Origin of the sequence: Pseudarthrobacter raffinosi (assembly GCF_023913735.1) — a bacterium.
Taxonomy (GTDB): domain Bacteria; phylum Actinomycetota; class Actinomycetes; order Actinomycetales; family Micrococcaceae; genus Arthrobacter; species Arthrobacter raffinosi.
The window spans coordinates 74,857-97,100 of the sequence record NZ_JAMXBH010000019.1 but is presented as its reverse complement, the minus strand read 5'-3'; the positions used below and the strand labels follow the sequence as shown (position 1 = coordinate 97,100).

The following is a 22,244-nucleotide window of genomic DNA, read 5'->3' as shown; positions in this document are numbered from 1 at the left end:
GATGCAAACCCATATTCCAGGACCCGCACCAGCAGAAAACACATCCCCACCAAACAAAGGCGCTCAAAAGAACAACCAACATTTGGTCTTGAATTAGGGGGTTTGGCCGCCCGCGGTAACCAGCTCTTCGCTGTTCCCCTCGCGGCGACTTAGAAAACAATACACCCACCCAACCCCCACCGCAAATCCACCCCCACAACAGGTCGAAACCCCGCCATTCCGGGCCCAAAGCCGGTATCGGCACCCAAATTCGGGCGCCGCCGTCGTAAGTGAGTTCTGTGTGCTGCGGCACAACGGCCGACGCCTCTCACGGATCTCGACAAGCCCTTCGCCGGGAAGCTCGATCACCGATGGGCTCGATCACCGCAGGCCTAAAACGCAGAAGGGCCGGCAACCAAACGGTTGCCGGCCCTTCTCAAGCAGCTGGAATCAGCGGTGCTGGATTACCAGGAAGACTTGGTGATGCCCGGGAGCTCACCGCGGTGAGCCATGTCGCGGAAGCGAACACGGGAGATACCGAACTTCTGGAAGGTACCGCGGGGACGGCCGTCGATGATGTCGCGGTTACGCAGACGGACGGGCGACGCGTTGCGGGGAAGCTTCTGCAGGCCGAGGCGTGCTGCTTCGCGAACTTCGTCGGTCGAGTTGGGGTCAACCAGAGCCTTCTTCAGTTCGAGGCGCTTTGCAGCGTAACGCTCAACGATGACTTTACGCTGTTCGTTCTTTGCGATCATTGACTTCTTAGCCATGTGTTTAGCGCTCCTCTCGGAATTCGACGTGCTGACGGATCTTGGGATCGTACTTCTTCAGAACCATACGGTCCGGGTCGTTACGACGGTTCTTCCGCGTCACGTAGGTGTAACCCGTGCCCGCAGTCGACTTGAGCTTGATGATCGGACGTACGTCCTTGTCCTTAGCCATTAGAGCTTCACTCCCCGAGCAAGGATGGCGGCGACGACTACGTCGATGCCGCGCACGTCGATGGTCTTGATGCCCTTTGCAGAAAGCTGCAGAGTGACGTTACGGCGCAGGGACGGAACCCAGTAGCGCTTCTTCTGGATGTTCGGATCGAACCGACGCTTGTTGCGACGGTGCGAGTGCGAAATGCTGTGCCCAAAGCCCGGCTCGGCTCCGGTCACTTGGCAGTGTGCTGCCATGACTTCTCCTCAAGAATTGAATGTAATGATCCGCATATCTGCTGCAGGATCATGCGGCTAAGTGCGACCCAAAGTGATCAGGGTGAACGGTTAGTCACGCAACTTGAGCCCCTAACTACCGGCTACCCTGGAGAAAATTACCGGGCCACCGGAGCAATTGCGCACGCTCCGCGCACTTAGCGCTCACCAAGTCTACGAGTTCACGCAATTAAAGACCAATCCGTGCTCGGACGGTGTATAAGGGGGCCTGCTTCAGAGGCGCGTGAGCTGGGCGTACTTGGGCGCCAGTCCGTCGCCCGAGGACTTGCCGGTAACACGGCGGACCACCCAGGGGCCGGCGAATTCGCGGACCCAGCGGGCGTTGGCGCGGAGAGCTTCGGCCCGGTTCAGCTCGGGCACCGGGGTCATGGGCGGGACCTCGATCGAGTGGTCGTGCTCCAGGACGGTAAGGACGCGTTTGGCCATGTTGGCGTGCCCGGCGGCAGACATGTGCATCCGGTCCTGGGCCCACATGCCCCAGTCGTAGTACTCGTTAAAGCGCCAGTAATCCACCAGCAACGCTCCATGGTCCCCGGCAATGCCGCGGACCAGTTCGTTGTAGATGGCGGTGCGGCCACGCATAGTGCTGAAGACCTTCGAACCGCGCGCGTCGAAGCCGGTGAACATCACCACTGTGGCGCCCGTGGCCGCCAGCTTGCGGATGCCGGCGTCGTACTCCGCCAGCAGATCGTCGATGTCGATCTTGGGCCGCAGAATGTCGTTGGCACCTGCGTAAATGGTCACCAGGGTGGGGTTAAGTTCGACGGCGGCGTCCACCTGTTCTGCCATGATCTGGCGGAGCTTCCTGCCGCGGATGGCCAGGTTGGCGTAGCCGAAGCCGGGATCCGCCGCGCCCAGCTGCTCCGCCACGCGATCCGCCCAGCCCCGCACGCCGTTGGGGCGGCTGGGATCGTCATCCCCGACCCCTTCCGTGAAGGAATCGCCGAGCGCTACATGCCGGGTCGAAAAGTCCATGGCGTCAGTCTTTCATCTGTTGCCGGGAGCAACCAAGGCGGGGCCTGTCCGGACGGTGTCCATCAGGGCGACGGCTTATGGCCGGCTTTCGGTCTCGCGGAGGATCCAGTGGTCATCGTCCAGCCGGGCCACGATCTTTTCGCCGATGCGGGCGAGGTCGTTGACGTCGCGTTCCGTCAGGGCGTCCAGGAACTTAGTGCGCACCGCCTCCACGTGCCCCGGTGCGAGTGCCTCCAAAGTGGCCATCCCGACGTCGGACAGGTGTGCGGTGGTGACCCGGGCATCGCGGGGGTGCGGACGCCGCTCCAGCCATCCGCGCTTCTCCAGTTTGGCAACCACATGCGAGAGCCGGGAAAGCGACGAACTCGTACGGGCGGCCAGCTGGCTCATCGGCAGGAAGCGGCCCTCGGCTTCGGACAGCATGGCCATGACGTTGTAATCGAACAGTGACACCTTGCCGGCGGTGTGGAGCTGGTTGTCCAGGGCAGCCGGCAGCAGCGTGTTGATGCTCAGGAGTGCCAGCCAGGCACGGCGTTCGTCGGCGTTGAGCCAGCGCGGTTCGGTCATGCGTCCATTCTAGAAGCAGAGCGTGGTTGAGCGTTCAAGTGACGCACCAGTTCCCGTGGACCCATCCGGGTAGGCTGACTTTATGTTTGTTGTATCGCTGACCTACAAGGTGCCCGAAGACATCGTGGACTATCACCGCCCTGCGCATATGGCGTGGGTTAAGCAGGCGTTCGACGACGGCGTGTTCCTTGCGTCCGGACGCCTGGTTCCGGCGGTGGGCGGTGTGCTGTTGTCCAAGGCGGACCGAACCACGCTGGATGCCGCGTTGGCCAAGGATCCTTTCTACAGCAACGGAGTGGCCGAGTTCGAAGTTATCGAATTCACCGCCACGACCGTGGCAGAGGGTTACGAAAACCTGCTGGACACCTAGGCCCCTGGCCCCCGCGCCAGCAGGCTGCCGGGGAAATGCCCGGCATCCCCGGCAGTTCCCCGGAAGCACCTACTGCTCCAGAACCAGCAGCTGGGCCTTGTCCGGCTCCCAGGTCACGAACAGCTCCGCGCCTGGCGCGGGCCGATTCGTCGCATCTGAACTGAGTTCGCGCACCTGGAGCTCGTGGCCGCCGGCCGTGAGGCGGTGGCGCACCGTGGCGCCCAGGTTGGTCGAGGAGACCAGCGCCGCCTTGCCGCAGTTGTCCGCGCTTGCCTCGGAGCTGAACTTGAGGTGTTCGGGACGGATGGACACGGCGTAGTTCTCGCCGGCGACGCCGCGGTCGCGCACACGGCCCAGGCCCAGGCCGCCGAGGTCAACCAGCGCCTCGCCGTCCTTGCGTTCCAGGACGGTGCACGGGATGAGGTTGGTGTCGCCAAGGAAGCTGGCCACCCAATCCGTGAGCGGGTGGTTGTAGACCTCTTCGGGCGGGCCCGACTGGACGATCCTGCCGTCCTTCATGACCACGATCCGGTCGGACATGGCCATCGCCTCGTCCTGGTCGTGCGTGACGAAAAGGACGGAGATGCCCAGGCTCTTCTGCAGCGTCTTGATCTCTTCCTGCATGTGTTCGCGGAGCCGCTTGTCGAGGGCGGCCATGGGCTCGTCCAGGAGCAGCGCGGCCGGGTTGAACACCAGCGCGCGGGCCAGGGCCACGCGCTGCTGCTGCCCGCCGGAGAGCTGGCGGGGCTTGCGGTCGCCCATCGTGCCCAGGCCCACGCGTTCCAGCGCGCTATCGGCGCGTTGACGCCGTTCGGCCTTAGGCACCTTGCGCATCCGGAGCGCGAACTCCACGTTTTCGCGGGCGCTCATGTGCGGGAAGAGGGCGTAGTTCTGGAACACGACGCCCAGGTTCCGGTCCCGGGGCGGGAGCGAATCCACGGGCTTGCCGTCGATCAGGACGCTCCCGGACGTGTGCTCCTCGAAGCCGGCCACCATCATCATGGTGGTGGTCTTGCCGGATCCGCTCGGTCCCAGCAGGGTGACGAATTCGCCGGGTTCCACCACCAGGTCCAGTTCGTCGACGGCAACCACGTCGCCGTACGTCTTGCGGACCTGCCGGAGTTCAATGGAACCTTGTGCGGACGCCGTCGTCCTGGTGCTTGCTGCTGCGGAAATCACTGAAGTAGTCATGGGCCTTCCTTAGTTTGGTGCGGACACGGCCAGCGGCAGCATCCTGGCGGTGGAACGCCGTTTGAGAACGAACATGACCTGGAACAACAGCCCCAAGGTGGCCACGGTGACCAACAGAGCCGAGGACACCGCGATCTTGGGGGTCAGGTTGAACTGGATGTCGGTGAACATCTTCACGGGCAAGGTGGTGGCGCTGGGCGACTGCATGAACAGGGACATGACGGTCTCGTCGATGGAGACCGAGAAGGCGAACAGCGCCCCGGAAACCAGCCCGGGCAGGATGACCGGCAGGTAGACGTGCCGGAACACGGACAGCCATCCGGCGCCCAGGCTCTGCGCCGAATTGACCAGCGCCGGGTTCAGTCCGGCAAGGCTGGCACGCGTGGTCAGGTACACGTACGGGGTGGCGATGACGGCATGCGCCAGGCCGATGGGGAGGATGCTGCCCAGCACGCCGAGGGAGATGAAGAACTGGTAGAACGCCAGCGCCAGCACCACGGTGGGGACGATCATCGGCGCCAGGATCAGCCCGACGACAGCCTGCTGGCCCGGGAACTTGCGTCCGTGCAGGCCGATCGCCGCGGTCGCGCCGAGAATCACACCGATCACGACGGCGATCGCTGCAGATTGGAGGCTGGCCGTCAGTGCCGAGGTCCAAGCCTTGTCAGCGAAGAAGCCGGCGACGGCGGCGAACGAGATCCCTTCGGGCGGGAAAGTGATGTAGCGGCTGTCGTTAAGGGCAACAGGCACCACGATCGCCGTCGGGACCACCAGGAACAGGAACACCGGAATGGAAAGCAGCGTCAGCAGTCGCTGCCGGGGATTAGTTGTCTGCATGTTGGCCTCCCGCCTTGAGCACTCGCTGGTAAATGGCAACGAGGATGCTGACCAGCACTGTCAGGATCACGGCCAGGGCCGCGGCCCCGGAGAAGTCGGTGAGCTGGCGCGCGTAGTAGTCGATCTGGTTGGCGATCATCATGTCGCCGGGTCCGCCCATGACCACCGGGGTGATGAAGAAGCCGGTGCTGATGATGAACACGAGCAAGCCTGCCGCGGAGATGCCCGGCGTGCTGAGCGGCAGGATGATCCGGCGGAAGATTGAGGCTTCCTTGGCCCCGAGCGATCGCGCCGCCAGGGCAAGCCGGTCATCGATGGAAGTCAGCGAGGAGAAAATCGGGAACACCGCATACGGGAGCAGGCAGTGAACCATGCCGATAATCACGGCCAGCCGGTTGTGCAGCAGCTCAATGGGAGCATCGGTGAGGCCCACCGTCTGGAGGAAGGAGTTCACGATGCCGTTGTCCTGCAGGAGCACGGCCCACGCGAAGTTCTTCACCAGGATGCCGGTCCAGAAGGGCAGCAGCACCACGGCGAACAGGATCACGCGGGTCACCGTGCCGGAGCGCCACAGCACCAGGGCAATGACGTAGCCCAGGACCACGGTGACGACGGTGGATGCCAGGCTGATGCTCAGGGTGTTGATCAGGGAACGGACCACCAGCGGGTCTTCGAGGACGCGCTGGTAGGCGTTGCCAGTGAAGCTCGAGCCCACCAGTTTGCCCAGCGGGCTGAGGAACAGTACGACGTCGAAGGCCAGGATCGGGGCCAGCAGCAGCCACCAGGTGGTGCGCCGCCGTCGGGGTTTCTCCTGCTCCGGTGCCGGGGCGCGTCCCTCCGGACGCGCGCGTTGCAAGGTTGCGTTGCTCATGTCAGCTGGCCTGCCACAGCTTGAACTGCTGCTCGGTCTTCTTCAGGTTCTCCGACCACCATTTGTCGTCACGGACCAGGATCTTGTCGGCTAGGCGCGGACTGGTGGGCAGGGTGTCTGCGACTTCCTTAGGCAGCTTGGACAGCGCCGGAGTGTTGGCCAGGGTCAGGTTGGTGACCGTATCGAAGGCGGCGCCGGCCTCGGCATCATTGGACATGAAGTTCATCAGTTTGAAGGCGGCTTCCTTGTTCTTGGCCCCCTTCGGCACCACGAAGTAGTCGCCGGCCAGCACTGCGTTCTCCGCGCTGAAGTTCAGCTTGGCGCCGTCGTTGCGGGCCGCGTTAATGCGGTTGTTGAAGCTCGTGGACAGCGAGACCTCGCCCGAGGTGAGCTGCTGGATGGGCTCCTGGTTGGCCGCGTGGTAAAGCAGGCGGTCCTTGCCGGGGTGGTGGCCCAGCACGCGCAGGGCCCGGTCGACGTCGAGCGGGTATATCTGGTCGAACGGCACGCCGTCGGCCAGGAGTGCGGCCTCCAGCACGGAGCTGTCCGAGAGCTGGTTGTAGACCGAGCGCTTGGTATCGTACTTGCCCTGGTCGAAGAACTGCGCCCAGTCCTTGGGGGCCTGCGCATCGGGGATGGCCTTCTGGTCCCATGCCATCACGAACAGGAAGCTCAGGTACTTGATGCCGTACTCCGCCTTGGCGTAGCCGGGCAGGCCCTTGTCGCTGATGATGTTGTAGTCGAACGGCTCCACGAGGCCTTCTGCCACGGCCGTTTCGTATTCCGGGGCGGTGATTTCCACGAGGTCCCACTGCACGTCCCCGGACTGCACCTGGGCCTTGAGGGAGGCCAGGCTGGTGTTGGCCAGCAGCGTGGTTTGGATCCCCGACTGCTTGGAGAAGGGGTCCAGAATCGTCTGGGTCAGCTGGTCATTGTAGGAGCCGCCGTAGGAGGTGACCGTGACTGTCTTGTTGGCTGCCGCGCTATCGGCGGGCTTTGCCCCGCAGCCGGACAGTGCCAGGCCTGCGAATGGGGTCAACGCTGCTGCTTTCAGGAGTTTCCTGCGGTCAAAATGAAGGGAACTGTCAGTCATCGCGGTGGTGCCTCTCAAGGCTGGGGCCCTCCCGGCGCACGCAAAGGACACCGTGTGCCGAAGGGGCAGGTTGGGGATTCCGCGTTCACGCTGGCATCCCGACGGCGGCGGTTCATGCCCCGAACGGCCCACGCAGCGCTGAGCGGACTAGAACTGACGCGTTGAGTCGTCGTCAGTGCCGCAACAGTATCTGTGATGTTGCACACAAGTCAACAGATGTTTACAAACCACTTACTTTCGGGCTGTTCTTGAGTACCGCGTCCCGGTCCATCAGCTTCTTCAGCCCGCGCTTCCGCGGCACCTTGACGGGTTCCGGCCAGCGCGGCGCCAGTGCATCCCCGAGGGTGACGCCCCTGATTTTGCGGCCAAAAAGCGGCAGCACCCAGTCGTTAACCCAACGACGCTGCCGCTGTTCCCACTCCCGGAGGCTGAGCCGCGCCGGCGGGTCCCAGTCCTTGAGCCGGATTTTGTGGGGCACCCCGAGCTGGTCCAGCACCTGCCCGGCGAGGTACTTGTGGCCCGCCTTGGACATGTGGAGGCGGTCCGAGTCCCACATCCGCCGGTCATGGAAGGCGTCCAGGCACCAGTAATCCACCAGGACTGTCCCGTATTTCGCAGAGATCTCCCGGACGCGCTGGTTGTAGACCGTGTTCCGCTTCTTCAGCAGCTCCAGAACGGCCGAGACTTTGACGTCGAAGCCGGTGAACAGGACCACCGTGGCCCCGGTCCCGGCGAGTCGCGCCACGAGGTCCTCGTACTCGTCCATCAGGACAGCCATATCCGTGCCGATGTCCAGGATGTCGTTTCCGCCGGCGTACAGCGTGATCAGCGTGGGCCTCATGGCCAGCGCCGGTTCCAGCTGCTCGGTGACGACGTGGCGCAGGCGCTTGCTCCTGATGGCCAGGTTGGCATATTCCCACCCCGGCTCAGCCTTGGCCAGCTTCTCGGCCACCCGGTCAGCCCACCCCCGGACCCCGTTGGGCAGCCGCTCATCCCGGTCCCCAACACCTTCTGTAAACGAGTCCCCCAAAGCGACAAACACCCGCCGGCCCTCACGGTCCGAGAGTAAAGGATTAGAACCCATCCACTGAAAGTAACCGCCCAAAGAAACACCAAGGTAAACGGACAGCAACAGGATGTGCAGAAGGGTTGAGATCTAGGGGCAGAGTGCAAGGGAGCGTTTGCAGTGCCGGGTGCTAGGCGTTTCCATCAAGCCGCCGCCTCTGATCATCGGCAGCTCCTCAGCCTTTGTCACATTATTGCGACCGATGGTCACGATCAGGTAACGTTGGCGGCTGGCCCCAATGCAGGGCCCCGGGCGCCCGATCACTGGACCCCCGATGCGCCCCTTCGGCGCCTGCTAGCTCCGGCCCTGCCAAGGGGCCCAAGGATGCTTTCCGCACTCGTCATCGTCTCAAGTGCATCAGTCTTTTCTTCCAGTCCTAGCCCGGAGGTATCTTGTTCAAGAAAATAGCCATCATAACGACCATGGGTGCTTTGTCCCTGACAGGATGCGGCCTAGCCCCTACGACCAATGGGGCGTCTGCCCCATCCTCGGCTGGCCGCGAGTCCGCACCTGCCACTCCAGCCCCAACTGCCGCAGCATCTCCGGCGCCCACGGCTTCGAGCAGTGGCCAGACCCCCGCTTCGGCGGCGGAAACCCCGGCGGCAGCCGTCCCCCCGGCGCCCGCGCTGGCCGCTGCCCCGGCCCCGGCCCAGCCGGGGCCCGCAGCCGGCCAGGCTCTCGCCACGACGGGTGACGGTGCGCAGGCAGCTGCCGCCTTCGGTTGGGGCCCGGTCCTGACGGGCGACGAATTCTCCAACACCGGCGCACCGGACCGGACAAAATGGAGTGTCTATAACAGTGCTGGGCATGCCGGCAAAGGCCTGCGCAGTCCCCAGGCTTGGTCGGTTGCCAACGGCGTGGCCACCGTTAACGGAGACGCAGCCGGCACCACGGGCGGCATGTCGGCAAAGTTCGCGGAACAAAGGTATGGTCGCTGGGAAACGCGCATGAAAACCAATTCACGGGACCCGAAATACCACCCGGTCCTTATCCTCAACAACAACGCTGCCCCGAACTGTGCCGAGATCGATTATGCCGAGGGCAGCACAGTCACCTCCGTGATGAGGTTCTTCCTGCACTACGCCTGTGGTGGAGCGGATTTCCAGACCACAACGGCGACGCCCGTCGATAGCACACAGTGGCACAACTACGCGGTGGAGTGGACCCCGGCCGGCATCAGCGGATACGTCGACGGAGTAAAGACCTTCACTGACCCGAACCCGGCGCACCAGCCCTCTGTCGCCATGAAGCAGACATTGCAGCTGGATTGGTTCCCGGACGGCTCCGCCACCAAGCCCTCGCAGATGCAGGTCGATTGGGTCCGCGTCTACAAGTGAGAGAGCGTTTGGAAAAAACCCACAGGAAGTGAGAGAGCGTTTGGACGTGACAGGCCCAACGAGCCGCAGCCCCTGTCTTGCGTAGGAGCGCATCGCCGACCAGAGCGGAGCAAGGCCGCCCGCGGCCGAGCGCAGCGTCGGGAGGAAGGGCGGACCCGAGGGCCCCGAACTGAGCTTGCGAAGTTTGGGACGGGTCCAACCGCTAAGCGACGGCAAGGCGGCGGTTGCGGCGCACCCAACCGCCGCATACGACGGAAGGCTTTAGACCTCGGCCTTACCCTGACGCCAGTACCCCATGAAAGCAACCTGCTTCCGGTCGATCCCCACGTCCCGCACAAGGTACCGCCGCATGTCCTTGATGACGGCAGCCTCACCGGCGATCCAGGCGTAGAAAGGCATGGCGCCGGCCGGCATGGCGGGGTTCTTGGTGGCCTCGATTTCGGCTGTTTCCATCCGCGCGGGGGTCTCCCAGAGGATGTCCACGTCCACATTGACGTCTTCGGGCTCCGGGCCCGCGCCGGCGTCGGACGCTTTGATTCCCACCCAGCCGGGAACGGGAACTGCAGTGCGCACTGCCTGCTGCAGCAGCTCGCCGTGCGGGCGTGAGCGGCCAATGGCGGCGCCGCGGGCAAGCCAGGTGATATCGATGTCGGCGTCCGTCGTGAGGTCGAGGAAGTCGCCGGCTTCCGGTACTTCCAGGAGGGCGTGGCCGGTCATGTAGGACGGCAGGCTTTCGAGGATGGCGGAGATAGCGGGGATGGCGGTTTCGTCGCCGGCGAGCAGGACGCGCTGGGCCATTCCGGGCCGCCACTCGATGCCACCGTAGACCTCGGCGGTGTAGCACTGGGCGGCTCGGCTGTTGGGGCCGATTATAGTGATGGCGTCGCCCGGCTGGGCGTTCTGGGCCCAGTTCGCGGCGGGACCGCCGTGCCCGTCGGCGTCGAAGTGCATCACAAAGTCAACGTCAATTTCGGGATAAACGGCATCGAGCCGGGACTGGCGGACCGTGTACGTGCGCATCGAGCCGCGGACTGCGGGGTCCATGGCCAGCCATTCCTGGTACCAGCCGGCCTGCGCCATTTCGAAGACCGGCAGCGGCAGCTTTGTACCGTCGGACGCCAGGGAAGGGATCATCAGTTTGATCCGCAGGTCAAGGGTATCGCCGTTAACGCCGAAGTCCCGCAGCGAGTAGCCGCCGAAGGTGATCCGGCGGAAGTTGGGGCTCAGCTCCTGCACCGAGGAAACGGTCACCTCGAAAGCCAGGGTCATGGGCTCGGTGGCGGCGATGTCGCGGGTCTTCATGAAACGAGCTCCAGTTCGGTTGCGGCGGTGTGGTGGCGGCCGATGGGGATGATCAGGGGTGTGCCCGAGACGGGATCGGGAATCACCCGGGACTCAAGGCCGAAAACGTCGCGGACCAGCTTTTCGGTGACAACAGTTATGGGGTCACCCAGGGCCACGATCTCGCCGCCCTTCATGGCGATGACATGGTCCGCGTAGCGTGCCGCCAGGTTCAGGTCGTGCAGGACGATGGCCACGGTGGTGCCGCGCTTGCGGTTCAGATCCGTGACCAGGTCCAGGACTTCCACCTGGTGCGCCAGGTCCAGATATGTGGTGGGTTCGTCCAGCAGGAGCACGTCGGTCTCCTGGGCGAGCGCCATGGCGATCCAGACGCGCTGGCGCTGGCCGCCGGACAGTTCATCGACGTTCCGCTCAGCGAGTTCCAGCGTTTCCGTCGCTTCGAGCGCGCGCTGCACGGCGGCGTCGTCCTCGGTGCTCCAGCTGCGGAAGAAGCCCTGGTGCGGATACCGGCCGCGGCCCACGAGGTCGCGGACAGCGATGCCGTCCGGCGCCGTGGGGTGCTGCGGGAGGAGCCCCAGGGTGCGCGCCAATTCACGGGCCGGGCGGGCGTGGATGTCCTTGCCGTCCAGGGTCACCGTGCCGGAGGCGGGCTTAAGGAGGCGGGACAGGCCACGGAGGAGCGTGGACTTGCCGCAGGCGTTGGCGCCCACAATCATAGTCACCTTGCCCTCGGGGATTTCCGCCGTGAGGCCGTCCACCACGCAGCGCTGGTCGTATTTGAGGGTGAGGTCCTGGGCGCTGAGAACGGCCATGTCAGGCATCCTTTCGGTTAGCCGTGACCAGAAGCCACAGCAGGAACGGGGCACCGAGCGCGCCGGTGATAACACCGACGGGCAGCACGGTGCCGTCCAGCAGCAAGGGGGCGAGGTTGGCCGCGACGTAGTCGGCGGTGAGGACAATCAGCGCACCCACCAGGGCCGACGCCGGGAGGCTGGCTTTACGGGTGAAGCGCCGGGCGATGGGACCGGCCAGGAAGGCGACGAACGAGACCGGCCCGGCAGCCGCCGTCGCCACTGCGGCCAGTGCGACGGCGGTGACCACCACGGCGAGGCGCGTGAACCCGACGCGGATGCCCAGCCCGGCCGCGGCGTCGTCGCCGAGTTCCAGGATGCGCAGCGGCCCGGCAAGGGCGATGACGGCGGGGACCAGGACCAGCAGCGCCAAGGAGAGCATGCCCGCCCGGTCCCAGTTGGCGGAGTTGAGGGAGCCGTTAAGCCAGACGAGTGCGTCGGCTGCCGTGCGGATGTCCGCGCGGGTCATCATGAAGTTGACCACCGCGTGGAGGGCGGCGGCGATGCCCACACCGGCCAGAATCAGCCGGTTGCCCGCGGCGTTCCCCCGGTTGCCGCCGCCTGAGCCCAGTGACGGTCCGCGGGAAATGGCGTAGATCAGCGCTGCGATGCCCAGCGCGCCGCCGAGTGCCGCTGCGGACACGGCGGGACCTGTGGCGCCGAAGATCACGATGGCGGTGACCGCGGCCGCGCTGGCTCCGTAGCTGATGCCGATCACGTCGGGGCTGGCCAGCGGGTTGCGAAGCATGGTCTGGAACAGGCCGCCGGAGAGGCCGAACGCGGCGCCGATCATCACGCCGATAACGGCCCGGGGCAGCTTGTTCTCCATAACAATGAAGCTTGCGCCCGGGATTCTTTCGCCGCCGGTCAGGAGTCCGATGAGGATCTTGAAGAAGTCCGGGATGGTCACGGTGTAGCTGCCCAGGAGCACGTAGATGGCGAACATAACCACGACGCCGAGGGCCAGAACGGCGGTCCGGGTCAGCACGCGAGATGGCAGTTCACGCCAATGTTTGCGCGTGCGATTGCTGTCAAGTGCCATCTCGGCGGGGGATTCGAGCGTGGTCACAGGCCGGCCCCCTTGCCACGGCGGATGAGCCAGACGAAGACGGGCGCACCCACGAGTGCGGTCATTATGCCGGCCGGGACCTCGCCGGGAAGCAGCACAACGCGGCCGATAATGTCCGCGCCGAGCAAAAGTGCCGGCGCGAGGACCAGGGAGAACGGCAGGATCCAGCGGTAGTCGGGGCCGGTGAGTGAGCGGACCGCGTGCGGAATGACCAGGCCAACAAAGCCGATGGGCCCTGCCAAGGCCGTCGCGGAGCCGCACAGCAGCACAATCCCCAGGGCGGTGACTCCCCGGCTCAGGCCCACACGCTGGCCCAGGCCGCGGGCAATGTCATCACCCAGCGCGAGGCTGTTGAGGATGCGGCCGGTGCCAAGAACAATCAGTGCCCCGACGGCCAGGAACGGGAGGCCCGGGAGCACCACTGCCCAGTCGCGGCCGGAGATTCCGCCCACCTGCCAGAAACGGAAGCGGTCCAGGGTGTCCTGGCTGGAGACGAGAATGACGCTCATCAGGGAATAGAGCCCGGCGCTGAGCGCGGCGCCGGCGAGGGCGAGCTTGACCGGCGTCGCACCGTCCCTGCCCATCGACGCGATGAGGTAAACCACGACGGCGGCGGCTCCGGCGCCGATGAAGGCGAACCAGATGTAGCCGCTGAGGGAAGTGACGCCGAAAAGGTAGATGCCGGTGACCACGGCCAGCGCGGCTCCGGCGTTGACGCCCATGATGCCCGGGTCTGCCAGCGGGTTCCGGGCAACGCCCTGCATGGCGGCGCCGGCGAGGCCCAGGGCGCCGCCAACGAGGATGCCCAGGACGGTGCGGGGGATGCGCGCGTGGACCACGGCGTGGTCGCCGTTGGCGGGATCGAACTGGGTGAGGGCCTGCCACACGGTGGTCAGGGAAAGGCCCCGGGCGCCGATGGCCAGGGAAGCGGCGGCTAACAAAGAAAGTACGACGACGGTAGCCAGCAGCCAGGCAACCTGCCTGGTTCTGGCCTTCCCACCGGTGCGGGCCAATCCACCGGCGCTAGCCAATCGACCGGCGCGAACGGACACTTGGGGCCCTCGTTGCGACCCGATCGGGGCCCCAACTGTCCGTTCGCGCTGTCCGGCGGGTGCCGCCGTCGTACTTTCCGTCATGGAGCGGTGCTTACTTCACTGCATCCGCGGCGGTGGCGAGCTGCGGGAGGAAGGTGTCCAGCGCCCACGGCAGGCTCAGCGGCGAGGAGGCCGAGATTGCCAGGACCAGGCTCTTGTCCGCGTCGGCAACGAACGCGCCGTTCTTGACTGCCGGAATCTGGCCCAGCAAGGGGTCGCTCTTGACGGCCGCGGCGGTCGCGGCATCCTCAACCGAGCTCAGGAAGATATCGGCCTCAAGCTCGTTGGCCTTCTCGGCGGCCCACGGCACGAAGAAGTCCTTGGAGCCGGCTGAAGCCTTCTCGGCGACCGGGGCCAGCTTCATCCCGATCGCTGAGAGGAACTTCGGACGGTTGTCATTGGCGGTGTAGAAGCCCGTGGCAGTGAGGTCCGAGGGATCGGTGTAACCGTAGACGAAGCTCTTGCCGGCGATCTGCGGGTACTTGGCAGCTTCCGTCTTGACGGTGGCCTCAGTGTCGGCGATGAGCTTGGTAGCTTCAGCCTCCTTGCCCAGGGCCTTGCCGATGATGGAGGTTGAATCCTGCCATGAGGTTCCGTAGGCAACCTCGGGGTGCGCCACCACGGGGGCGATCTCGCTGAGCTTCTTGTAGTCCTCTTCGGTAAGGCCGGAGTAGGCGGCCAGGATGACGTCCGGGGTGAGCTTGGCGATCTCGGTGAAGTTGATGCCATCAGCCTCGGAGAACTGGACCGGAGCCTTGTCGGAACCGAAGCCCGCGCCGAGTTCCTTCAGCGCCGCGTCCTTCCACGGCGTGGAGCCCTGCTCGTTGCCGCCCCATTCGTTCTTGGGGACGCCCACCGGGACCACGCCGAGGGCAAGGGCAACGTCGTCGTTGACCCAGGAAACGGTGACTACGCGCTTGGGCTGTTCCTTGACGGTGGTTTCACCGAAGGCGTGCTTGATGGTGACCGGGAACTGCGAGCTGCTGGAGCTGGAGCTGGAGCTGCTGGCGTCCGAGGTGGAGGACGCGGGGCCGGTGGAGCAGGCGGACAGTGTGAGTGCCGCGGCGGCCAGAACGGCCGTTGCCTTGCCGGCTGACTTGAACAGCGTGCGGCGGGTGGCGCTCGGGCCGGATAAGAGGGGGCAAGTCACGGAACTCCTTAGGTGAATGATGCGAACCTAAGTAAGGGTAGCCTAGCCTGCTCTGAATTAGAAAAGCTTTGTATTGCGTAATTGATCATGTGACGCAACGTATAGCGCCAGGTCATTGCCGGCAGGGGTGAACGGTGGTTCACTCTCAAGGGGTAAACACGCGTTCACCGTGCCGCGCTCCATCCCAGTCCACACTTGAAAGCACCTGATGCCGCGTTCCAACGCCCTGAACAACACCCGGGGCCCGTCCCCGTCCGCCATCACCGCCGTACTTGCCCTCAGCGGCACGGTGGTGGCCCTCATGCAAACGCTCGTAGTGCCGCTCCTTCCGGATTTCCCCCGGATCCTGGATATCACCGCCGACGACGCCTCCTGGCTGGTGACCGCCACCCTGCTCGCCAGCGCCGTGGCAACACCCATCGTGTCCCGCAGCGCGGACATGTACGGCAAGCGCAAGATGATGGTGGTTTGCCTTGCAATCATGGTGGCCGGCTCGGTCATTGCCGCGGTTGGCGGATCCTTCCTGTGGCTGGTCATCGGCAGGACGCTCCAAGGGTTCGCATCGGCCCTGATTCCGGTGGGCATCAGCATCATGCGCGATGAGCTGCCCAAGGAGAAGATGGGCTCCGCCGTTGCCTTGATGAGCGCCACGCTGGGAATCGGCAGCGCCATGGGCCTGCCCCTCGCCGGAGTGCTGTACGAGAGCCTGGGGTGGGCCTCGATCTTCTGGGTGTCCGCCGCTGCCGGCGCACTGCTGCTCGTTGCCGTGGCGCTGGTGGTTCCCGAATCCAAGGTCCGCACGCCCGGGCGCTTCGACTACGCGGGGGCGCTGGTGCTCTCCGCAGCCCTGGCTGCCCTGCTGCTGGCGATCTCCAAAGGCGGCGCCTGGGGCTGGGGCTCGGAGCCGGTGCTGCTGCTGTTCCTCACGGCCGCAATACTCCTGGCTGCTTGGGTCCCGTACGAGCTGAAAGTCAGCCAGCCGATGGTTGACCTGCGGACATCGGGCCGCAGGCCGGTGCTCATGACCAACGTGGCCTCGCTGCTCGTCGGCTTCGCCATGTTCGCCAACATGCTCCTCACCACCCAGCAGCTCCAGCTGCCTACCGCCACGGGATACGGATTCGGGCTGAACGTCATCACCGCAGGGCTGTGTATGGTCCCCTCCGGGCTCGCGATGGTGATTTTCGCGCCTGTTTCCGGACGTATCATCCGCGTCTTCGGCGGTAAGTCTGCGCTGATCGCCGGCGCCGTCGTGATGATTGTGGGCTACGTGAGCCGAGTCTTCTTCTACGACTCCATCGCATGGGTAATCATCGGTTCAACCGTTGTCAGCGTGGGCACCGCCATCGCCTACGCGGCCATGCCCACACTGATCATGGGCGTGGTGCCGATCACCGAGACGGCCTCGGCCAACGGGCTGAACAGCCTGGTCCGGTCCATCGGCACCTCGACGTCGAGCGCAGCGGTTGCCGCGGTCCTCACCTCGGTCAGCATGACGGTGGGGGCCGTGCAGCGTCCGTCCTTCGATGCCTTCAAGGACGTGTTCTGGCTGGCCGCGCTGGCAGCCGCAGCATCGGTGGTGGCCACGGTCTTCATCCCGAAGGCCACGGCAGCCCGCCGGCCATCCGCAGCTGACACCGCCGCCTCCGTCAATACGGCCGAAATCGTGGTGCAGGGGCGCGTCCTTGCACCGGACAACCGCCCCGTCACTCCCGCCGTCGTGACCGTACTTCAGACCGCCGGCGAGCCGGTGGACTGGAGCCGGGTCGATACGGAAGGCAACTATTCGGTGGCCCTCCCCGGCGCCGGGAAGTACCTCATGGTGACCAATGCAGCCGGCTGGGCGCCGATGGCCGAGGTCTTCGACTTCGACGGCCGCACCCGGCACCAGAACTTCCTTCTTCGGGACCGGCTGGAGATCAGCGGACTGGTCACGGCCGGAAGCGCGGCTGTGGCCGGCGCGGTGGTGACGCTCCTTGAGGCAAGCGGGGGTTACGTGCACACCACCCTTTCGGACGACGACGGCGCGTATGCGTTTCCGCTGCCCCTCGCCGGCCGCTACGTCGTGAGCATGGTTGATCCGGCGACGCACCAGGCCATGGCGCGGAAGCTCGCGGTGGACAACCGCTCTGTCACCGTTCATCTCGCCGCGCCGCGTGTGGAGGAAAAGTCCATGGAGCCGGTGGGCGCATGAGCAGCCACGACGCGATCGTCAGCGCCGCCGGGCGGCTTTTCGGGGAACGCGGATACCGCGCCGTCACGGTGCGGGACATAGCCGCGGACGCTGGCGTTTCGGCGGCCCTGGTCATGAAACTCTTCGTCTGCAAGGAAAAGCTCTATGCCGCCGTCCGGCCCGACGAATCGCAGCTCGCCGAACTGGAGGTCCCGACGTCGGAACTGGGCAGGGCGCTGGTGTTCCGTGTGTTGATGCGCCGGGAACGCGGAACGCAGGAGCCGTGGGCCATCATCCCGTTCGCCGTGCTGGACTCTCCCGACCCCGAGGCAGCTCGAACGGATGTCCGCGAAAGATACCTCGCCGCCATCGCGAGCCTGATCGGGGACACAACACCGGAGCGGCGGTTCGCCTCCACCGTGGTGGCCCTGATGACCGGATTCGGCGAGTCCGTCCGCACCCTGGGCCTCTTCGACGGCTGGAACTTTGACGAGCTGGTGGGACACTACGGCGCAATCGTCCAGGCCCAGATCGACGCCTGCACCGCTGCCCTCTAAAACCCTCTCTCACTTAACCCAGAAAAAACACCAACGCTCTCTCACTTTCCTCAAGAAAGTGAGAGAGCGTTGGTAAAAAACCCGTATCAAGTGAGAGAGCGTCCGGGTCAGCGGAGCACGATGTCCACGGGGTTCGCCTCGGACCGCCACTGGCCTTCCGCGCCGGGCCTGGGCCGGATCACCGGGGCGGTAAGCACGCCGGAGCGGTTGGTGCGCTTGTCCCGCAGGATCTCCGTCACCGAGCCCAGGTGCCGGGACAGGTCGATCACGTTCTCCGGAGCGGCCAGCAGCAGCTGGAAACCGAACTCGTGCAGCGCCTTGATCCCGGCGCCGGCAAACTCCTCCGATGCCAGCACAAACGCCTCGTCCATCATCACGGTGCCGTAAGTGGTGAACCCCTGCTCGGCGATGCCCAGCTGGTAGCTCAGCGCCGCGGCCATGATGAACGCGGTGAAGCGCTGCCGCTCGCCGCCGGACATGGAGCCGGTGTCGGCATGCATGTAAACGTCGGTCCGCTTGCCGCCGCCCCTCCTGCCTGAGGCCGGCCCGGCCACCTCCCGGTGCTCCTTGCACTGGATGAACAGGTGCCCGCGGACATCCAGGACTTCGGCGCGCCACCGCCGGTCCTCGGGGGTGGGCGAGCCGAGCCGCTTTACGAGCGTTTCGAGGGTCTTGTACCGAGCGGTGAGCTCGGCGTCGTCGCCTCCCCCGCTTTCCGGGCCGGAACCCGGGCCGGATCCGGCGCGGGCGGGCCGAGTGTGCCGGGCCTTCAGCGCGTTCTGGATAGCGTCCTTGAACTGCTTGGCCGCGGCCGGCAGGGTCTGCTTGATGTCCAGTTCCAGGAAGCTGCCCTCATGGAAGTTGACCTCGGACAGGATGCCGTTGAGCGGCAGGATGCGGCTGGTAATGGACCGCCGCTCCTCGTCCAGCAGGTGCAGCAGCGTGCTGAACGATTCATGCGTGCGCTGGTTGAAAAACTGCCGGAACTCGGACTCCTGGGCGGGCAGGCCGTCGCTGATGATGGCGTGGTAGCGGCCTTCGAACTCCCCGGCCGCACCGATTGAGGTGCCGTGGTCCGCCGAGATCGCGGAGCCCCACTCGCGCACAAAGCCCTCGAAGATCCGGGTCAGCCGCTCGGAGGTTGCCTGACCGCGCGTCTCGGCGGCGTGCAGCTCCCCGAGCAGCGCCGTCCGGACGCGGTTGGCCAGGTTGTCCAGCTCATGCATCTCGCTGACGTCGCCGAAGTCGGTGAAGTACGGCTCCAGCGCACTGACGGTGGCGTCCGACGGCGGCGCCTGCTCCAGGCGGGCACGCGCGGCTTCCAGCAGCGAATCGGCAGCGCTCAGCTGCCGGTCCAGGGCCTTGTATTCGCTCTGCAGGACTGCTGCGGCTTCGGTGCTGGCCTGGTGTTTCTGCCGGGCCGTTTCGATGTTGGCCCGCAGCGGTTCCAGGTCGGCCTGGGCCGCGAGGGCATCCTTGAGCCGCTGTTCAATCCGGGTGAGTTCATCGGCTGCGACGGCAGCGGACACCTGTTCCCAGGGCCGGTGGTCCTCCGCGATTCGTCGGAGGGCATCGAGCTGCCGGCTCATGCCCTGGTGCGACTCTTCACGGCTTTGCGCCAGCTCGGCGGCCTTGGCGAGTTCCTGCTGCAGGTCCTCCACCTGGGCGGCCACAAGTTCCAGCTTGGCGGCGTTGTCGAACCCGAGCACGTAGTCCTGGCGGCTGGTGAAACGGTCGTCCTTCTCCACCGTGTGCCGGTTGCGTTTGACCACACCTCCCAGGCTCAGGCCCTTGTCCAGGGTGGCCAGCTCGTTGGGGTCCTCGACGCACGGGAAGGCGAAATCGAGGGCGATCCGCTCCCGGATCCATTCCCCGGCGTCCACCACCGCGCCGCTGGCGAGGATGTCCAGCTTGGTGAGCAGATCGCCGTCGCGCGCGTCCTCCACGGCGAGGGCGCCGCCCGCGATCGGCTTGGATACGTCCACCGCGCGCAGGGCGCCACGCACTTTGTTGTCGTTCAGGTAGCGGGTCACCGCGGCGAAATGTTCGCCGGGGACCAGCAACGTGGTGGCGAGGTTCCGGAGGGCACGCTCCGCGGCCGGCCGCCAGTGTTCCTCCCCTTCGGCGAGGTCCATCAGTTCGCCGCCGAACGGCATCCGGTCCTCAGGAACCCCGGTGGCCGCGGCGATGGCCGCACGGTTTTCAATGCTCGACGGCGGCAGCAGGGACTTGCGCGTCTTCAGCGACACGAGCTCCTGCTGGGCTGCCGCCAGCTCACGCTTTTTGGTGGCGTGGCCGTCGAAGGCTTCGAAGCGGAGCTCCTGCAGGGCCTGGGAGTCGTCCTTGAGTTCGGCCGACCTGGCGGCAGCCTGCTCGTGGGCCTGTTCCCAACCGTCAGCGGTCCACTCCAGCTGCAGGCCGGCGTCGGACAGGGCCTTGCGGACCGCTTCCTCCACCTGCTCGCGCAGCCGCAGACCCACCTTGGCGTTGTCCAGCGACTGCTCGATCGCGGAGATCGCGTTGCCGCCCTGGTTGTTGTAATCGGTCTCCAGCTGGCGCAGTTCCTTGGCCAGCCCGTCGCGGACCGAGCGTTCCGCGCCCAGCTCCTTGGCTTTCGCCTGGGCCAGCTCCTTGAACCGGGCCAGTGTCTTCTGATGCACCGTGACGGCGAGCTGCTGCTTGTAGGCGTCGAACTCCTCGCCGGACAGCTCACGGAGCCGGTTTGCGTCCAGGAGCGACTGCGCGTATTCATTGTTCAGGCCGGGCACGGGGGCCAGCTGGTCCCGCTGCTGCCGCACGTCCTCCAGCCGCTGCCGGATCGACATGAGGTTGCTGAATTCCTCCACCACGTCATCGGCAGCGGCGAGGGTAGCGGGGGCGTCCAGGACCTGGTCGCGGAAGAAGGTATTGACGCTGCCGCCCAGGCCCTTGCCGGCCTGGATCACGCGCAGCAGGGGCAGAGCCTGGTCCGAACTGATGCCCAGGAGCCGGCGGAAACGCTCCGCGAAGGCCTTGTGGACATCGAAGATCTGGGCGTCCGGGAAGATCGTCTCCAGCGCAGCCTTGGTGAAGCGCTTGTCGGCGATGTCCTCGATGGCCGGCAGGTCCAGCGGCTTGCTGTCGATCACGTAGAAACGCCCAACGCTGGACTCCGTGCCGTTTTTGGGCAGGTCGAACAGTGCGGACACCGTGATGCGGGTGCCCGCGGCGTTATCAAACGTCAGGGCGACGGCGGACCAGGTGGCACCGGGGCGCTGGAACGCGCTGGCCGAGCCCTCGCCCACCGCTTTGTCGCCCACCTTGCCGCGCATGTACGTGAAGGTGGTCCTCTTGTCCTCCACAGCACCGCCGGCACGCTGGGCCGCGGCCTCGTTGGAGCGCGGCCGGGCATCAAACACCCGCAGCATGGCGTCAAACAGGGTGGACTTGCCCACGCCCGAGTTGCCCGTCAGCAGGGTTCCGTTCCGGTCCACGTGCATCGTGTGCGCCCCATGGAACGTGCCCCAGTTGACCACCTGCACCAACGCCAGGCGCATCTGGCCGGGGTTCGTGAGGTCGCCCATGGGCAGCATGATTGCGATGCTCACTTGGCTTCCTCCGTTGTCGTGGCTGGGGACGCCGACGACGATGCCGCCCCCGCCCCTTCGCCGCGCCGCTGATCTTCGATCAGCTCAGCGCGCGGCTCCGATAGGCCCGATGCCACTCCCTGGGCGGCATCGCCGTCGTCGTTTGGTACGTCACCGCCGGCGTCGTCATCCTCGGCACCACTGTCGCCGTCCAGCTCCAGCAGGGGTTCTGTGCCTGTTGGGTCTGTGGTTGCTGCTACCAGGGCTTCGATTTGGGCTGGGATGTCGCCGATGTTTTCGAAGGGGAGAGCCAGCGGGAGGGCGTTGGAGATGGTGTAGACGTCGTCCAGGCCCGTGGTGAGGAGCAGCTGGCGGGCCAGGAGCTTGGTGATGGCCCGGGTGACCACGTCCGAATCCCGCAGCGCGTCCTGCTGGCCGGCGGGCTGGTAGTGGGCCACAAGGTCGGCGATTTCCTCGCGGGTGATGGTGGCATCGGTCTGGGCCGTGACGTGGCGGTCCAGCAGCATCCGCAGGCGGAGCAGCACGATGGTCTCCACCCGGCTCAGCGCACGCTGTTGGCGCAGGATGCTCGACCGGCTGCTGCCCCCGATGGCCTCAGGATCCACCGGGCGCAGGACGGCGATCTTGCGCTCGTGGTCCAGCTGCAGGGTCAGGAACAGCTCGGACAGGCGGCTGCGCAGGATGATCTGGTTGTCCAGCAGCGTGGTCCACAGTTTCTCGTCGCGGCCGCCGTCGACGTACGGGCCCTTGAGCAGCTTGACCAGCGCCTGGCGCACCTTCATCGAGAGAACGCCGATGTCACCGGGAAACAGTGCCGCGCCGTCCACAAACGTGTCCCGGGGCGTGACTCCGGCGCCCCTGGTGATTGAGCCTGTCGAAATCCCCTGGATCTCGGGCTCAACCGCCGGTGCGGCCTCCTCAACGGGGGGTGCCGCCGTCGTAATTTCTTCAGTCATCG

General features: G+C 65.7%; 21 protein-coding genes. 4 read left to right on the top strand and 17 right to left on the bottom strand.

Features of this window, described 5'->3' with window-relative positions; translation table 11 throughout:
• Window positions 1-443: 443 nt before the first annotated feature.
• The 5 genes from rpsN to NG698_RS16975 form a co-directional block, all read right to left on the bottom strand.
• Window positions 444-749, bottom strand: coding sequence for a 30S ribosomal protein S14 (gene rpsN, locus NG698_RS16995; protein WP_026266887.1), 306 nt, complete (start codon window positions 747-749; stop codon window positions 444-446).
• Window positions 750-753: 4 nt separating this feature from the next.
• The gene (gene rpmG, locus NG698_RS16990; RefSeq protein WP_013602737.1) at window positions 754-921 is read right to left on the bottom strand and encodes a 50S ribosomal protein L33; all 168 of its coding nucleotides are present in this window, start codon (window positions 919-921) and stop codon (window positions 754-756) included.
• Window positions 921-1,157: a 50S ribosomal protein L28 gene (rpmB, locus tag NG698_RS16985; protein WP_056342125.1), complete on the bottom strand. Its 237-nt coding sequence runs from the start codon at window positions 1,155-1,157 to the stop codon at window positions 921-923. The genes rpmG and rpmB overlap by 1 nt, the downstream gene beginning before the upstream one ends.
• Window positions 1,158-1,409: 252 nt before the next feature.
• Window positions 1,410-2,171 (bottom strand): SGNH/GDSL hydrolase family protein, encoded by a 762-nt coding sequence (locus NG698_RS16980; protein ID WP_252611158.1) that lies wholly within the window; start codon window positions 2,169-2,171, stop codon window positions 1,410-1,412.
• Between the two features lie 75 nt (window positions 2,172-2,246).
• Window positions 2,247-2,738, bottom strand: coding sequence for a MarR family winged helix-turn-helix transcriptional regulator (locus tag NG698_RS16975; protein ID WP_056342119.1), 492 nt, complete (start codon window positions 2,736-2,738; stop codon window positions 2,247-2,249).
• Window positions 2,739-2,820: 82 nt separating this feature from the next.
• On the opposite strand from NG698_RS16975, the gene NG698_RS16970 reads away from it, so the two are divergent.
• Entirely contained in the window at window positions 2,821-3,108 is a 288-nt protein-coding gene (locus NG698_RS16970; protein WP_252599571.1) for a YciI family protein, read from the top strand.
• 69 nt (window positions 3,109-3,177) lie between these two features.
• Here NG698_RS16970 and NG698_RS16965 read toward each other — a convergent pair whose 3' ends face one another.
• The 5 genes from NG698_RS16965 to NG698_RS16945 all read right to left on the bottom strand — a co-directional run bounded on the left by NG698_RS16965 (window position 3,178) and on the right by NG698_RS16945 (window position 8,184).
• The gene (locus NG698_RS16965; RefSeq protein ID WP_252599572.1) at window positions 3,178-4,299 is read right to left on the bottom strand and encodes an ABC transporter ATP-binding protein; all 1,122 of its coding nucleotides are present in this window, start codon (window positions 4,297-4,299) and stop codon (window positions 3,178-3,180) included.
• Window positions 4,300-4,308: 9 nt separating this feature from the next.
• Window positions 4,309-5,136 carry an ABC transporter permease gene (locus tag NG698_RS16960; RefSeq protein ID WP_056342111.1) on the bottom strand — a complete coding sequence of 276 codons (828 nt, stop codon included), beginning with the start codon at window positions 5,134-5,136 and terminating at the stop codon, window positions 4,309-4,311.
• Window positions 5,123-6,007, bottom strand: coding sequence for an ABC transporter permease (locus NG698_RS16955; RefSeq protein WP_252599573.1), 885 nt, complete (start codon window positions 6,005-6,007; stop codon window positions 5,123-5,125). Before NG698_RS16955 ends, NG698_RS16960 begins: the two co-directional genes overlap by 14 nt.
• A gap of 1 nt (window position 6,008) precedes the next feature.
• On the bottom strand, window positions 6,009-7,100 hold the full coding sequence (locus NG698_RS16950) for an extracellular solute-binding protein (RefSeq protein WP_252599574.1): 1,092 nt from the start codon (window positions 7,098-7,100) through the stop codon (window positions 6,009-6,011).
• A gap of 220 nt (window positions 7,101-7,320) precedes the next feature.
• The gene (locus NG698_RS16945) at window positions 7,321-8,184 is read right to left on the bottom strand and encodes an SGNH/GDSL hydrolase family protein (protein ID WP_252599575.1); all 864 of its coding nucleotides are present in this window, start codon (window positions 8,182-8,184) and stop codon (window positions 7,321-7,323) included.
• 404 nt (window positions 8,185-8,588) lie between these two features.
• On the opposite strand from NG698_RS16945, the gene NG698_RS21815 reads away from it, so the two are divergent.
• Complete coding sequence (locus NG698_RS21815; RefSeq protein WP_308293048.1) at window positions 8,589-9,503, top strand: glycoside hydrolase family 16 protein; 915 nt, start codon at window positions 8,589-8,591, stop codon at window positions 9,501-9,503.
• Between the two features lie 261 nt (window positions 9,504-9,764).
• Here NG698_RS21815 and NG698_RS16935 read toward each other — a convergent pair whose 3' ends face one another.
• From NG698_RS16935 to NG698_RS16915, 5 genes are read right to left on the bottom strand one after another with little or no spacing between them, the layout of a single operon-like run.
• On the bottom strand, window positions 9,765-10,805 hold the full coding sequence (locus NG698_RS16935) for a siderophore-interacting protein (RefSeq protein WP_252599576.1): 1,041 nt from the start codon (window positions 10,803-10,805) through the stop codon (window positions 9,765-9,767).
• Entirely contained in the window at window positions 10,802-11,617 is an 816-nt protein-coding gene (locus NG698_RS16930; RefSeq protein ID WP_104063674.1) for an ABC transporter ATP-binding protein, read from the bottom strand. The genes NG698_RS16935 and NG698_RS16930 overlap by 4 nt, the downstream gene beginning before the upstream one ends.
• 1 nt (window position 11,618) lies before the next feature.
• A complete protein-coding gene (locus NG698_RS16925; protein WP_256471195.1) occupies window positions 11,619-12,698 on the bottom strand; it encodes a FecCD family ABC transporter permease in 1,080 nt (359 codons plus the stop codon).
• Between the two features lie 23 nt (window positions 12,699-12,721).
• Window positions 12,722-13,861 (bottom strand): FecCD family ABC transporter permease, encoded by a 1,140-nt coding sequence (locus NG698_RS16920; RefSeq protein ID WP_252599578.1) that lies wholly within the window; start codon window positions 13,859-13,861, stop codon window positions 12,722-12,724.
• Window positions 13,862-13,871: 10 nt separating this feature from the next.
• A complete protein-coding gene (locus NG698_RS16915; protein WP_252599579.1) occupies window positions 13,872-14,969 on the bottom strand; it encodes an iron-siderophore ABC transporter substrate-binding protein in 1,098 nt (365 codons plus the stop codon).
• 208 nt (window positions 14,970-15,177) lie between these two features.
• Here NG698_RS16915 and NG698_RS16910 point away from each other — a divergent pair, with 208 nt between their 5' ends.
• Together NG698_RS16910 and NG698_RS16905 are read left to right on the top strand one after the other, a co-directional pair.
• Window positions 15,178-17,163 carry an MFS transporter gene (locus NG698_RS16910; RefSeq protein WP_252599580.1) on the top strand — a complete coding sequence of 662 codons (1,986 nt, stop codon included), beginning with the start codon at window positions 15,178-15,180 and terminating at the stop codon, window positions 17,161-17,163.
• Window positions 17,160-17,699 carry a TetR/AcrR family transcriptional regulator gene (locus NG698_RS16905; protein WP_252599581.1) on the top strand — a complete coding sequence of 180 codons (540 nt, stop codon included), beginning with the start codon at window positions 17,160-17,162 and terminating at the stop codon, window positions 17,697-17,699. Before NG698_RS16910 ends, NG698_RS16905 begins: the two co-directional genes overlap by 4 nt.
• 107 nt (window positions 17,700-17,806) lie before the next feature.
• Here the strand turns inward: NG698_RS16905 and NG698_RS16900 are convergent, their stop codons facing one another.
• Window positions 17,807-21,286 (bottom strand): ATP-binding protein, encoded by a 3,480-nt coding sequence (locus NG698_RS16900; RefSeq protein ID WP_252611154.1) that lies wholly within the window; start codon window positions 21,284-21,286, stop codon window positions 17,807-17,809.
• Window positions 21,283-22,242, bottom strand: coding sequence for a DUF4194 domain-containing protein (locus NG698_RS16895; protein ID WP_252611152.1), 960 nt, complete (start codon window positions 22,240-22,242; stop codon window positions 21,283-21,285). The genes NG698_RS16900 and NG698_RS16895 overlap by 4 nt, the downstream gene beginning before the upstream one ends.
• Window positions 22,243-22,244 lie beyond the last annotated feature (2 nt).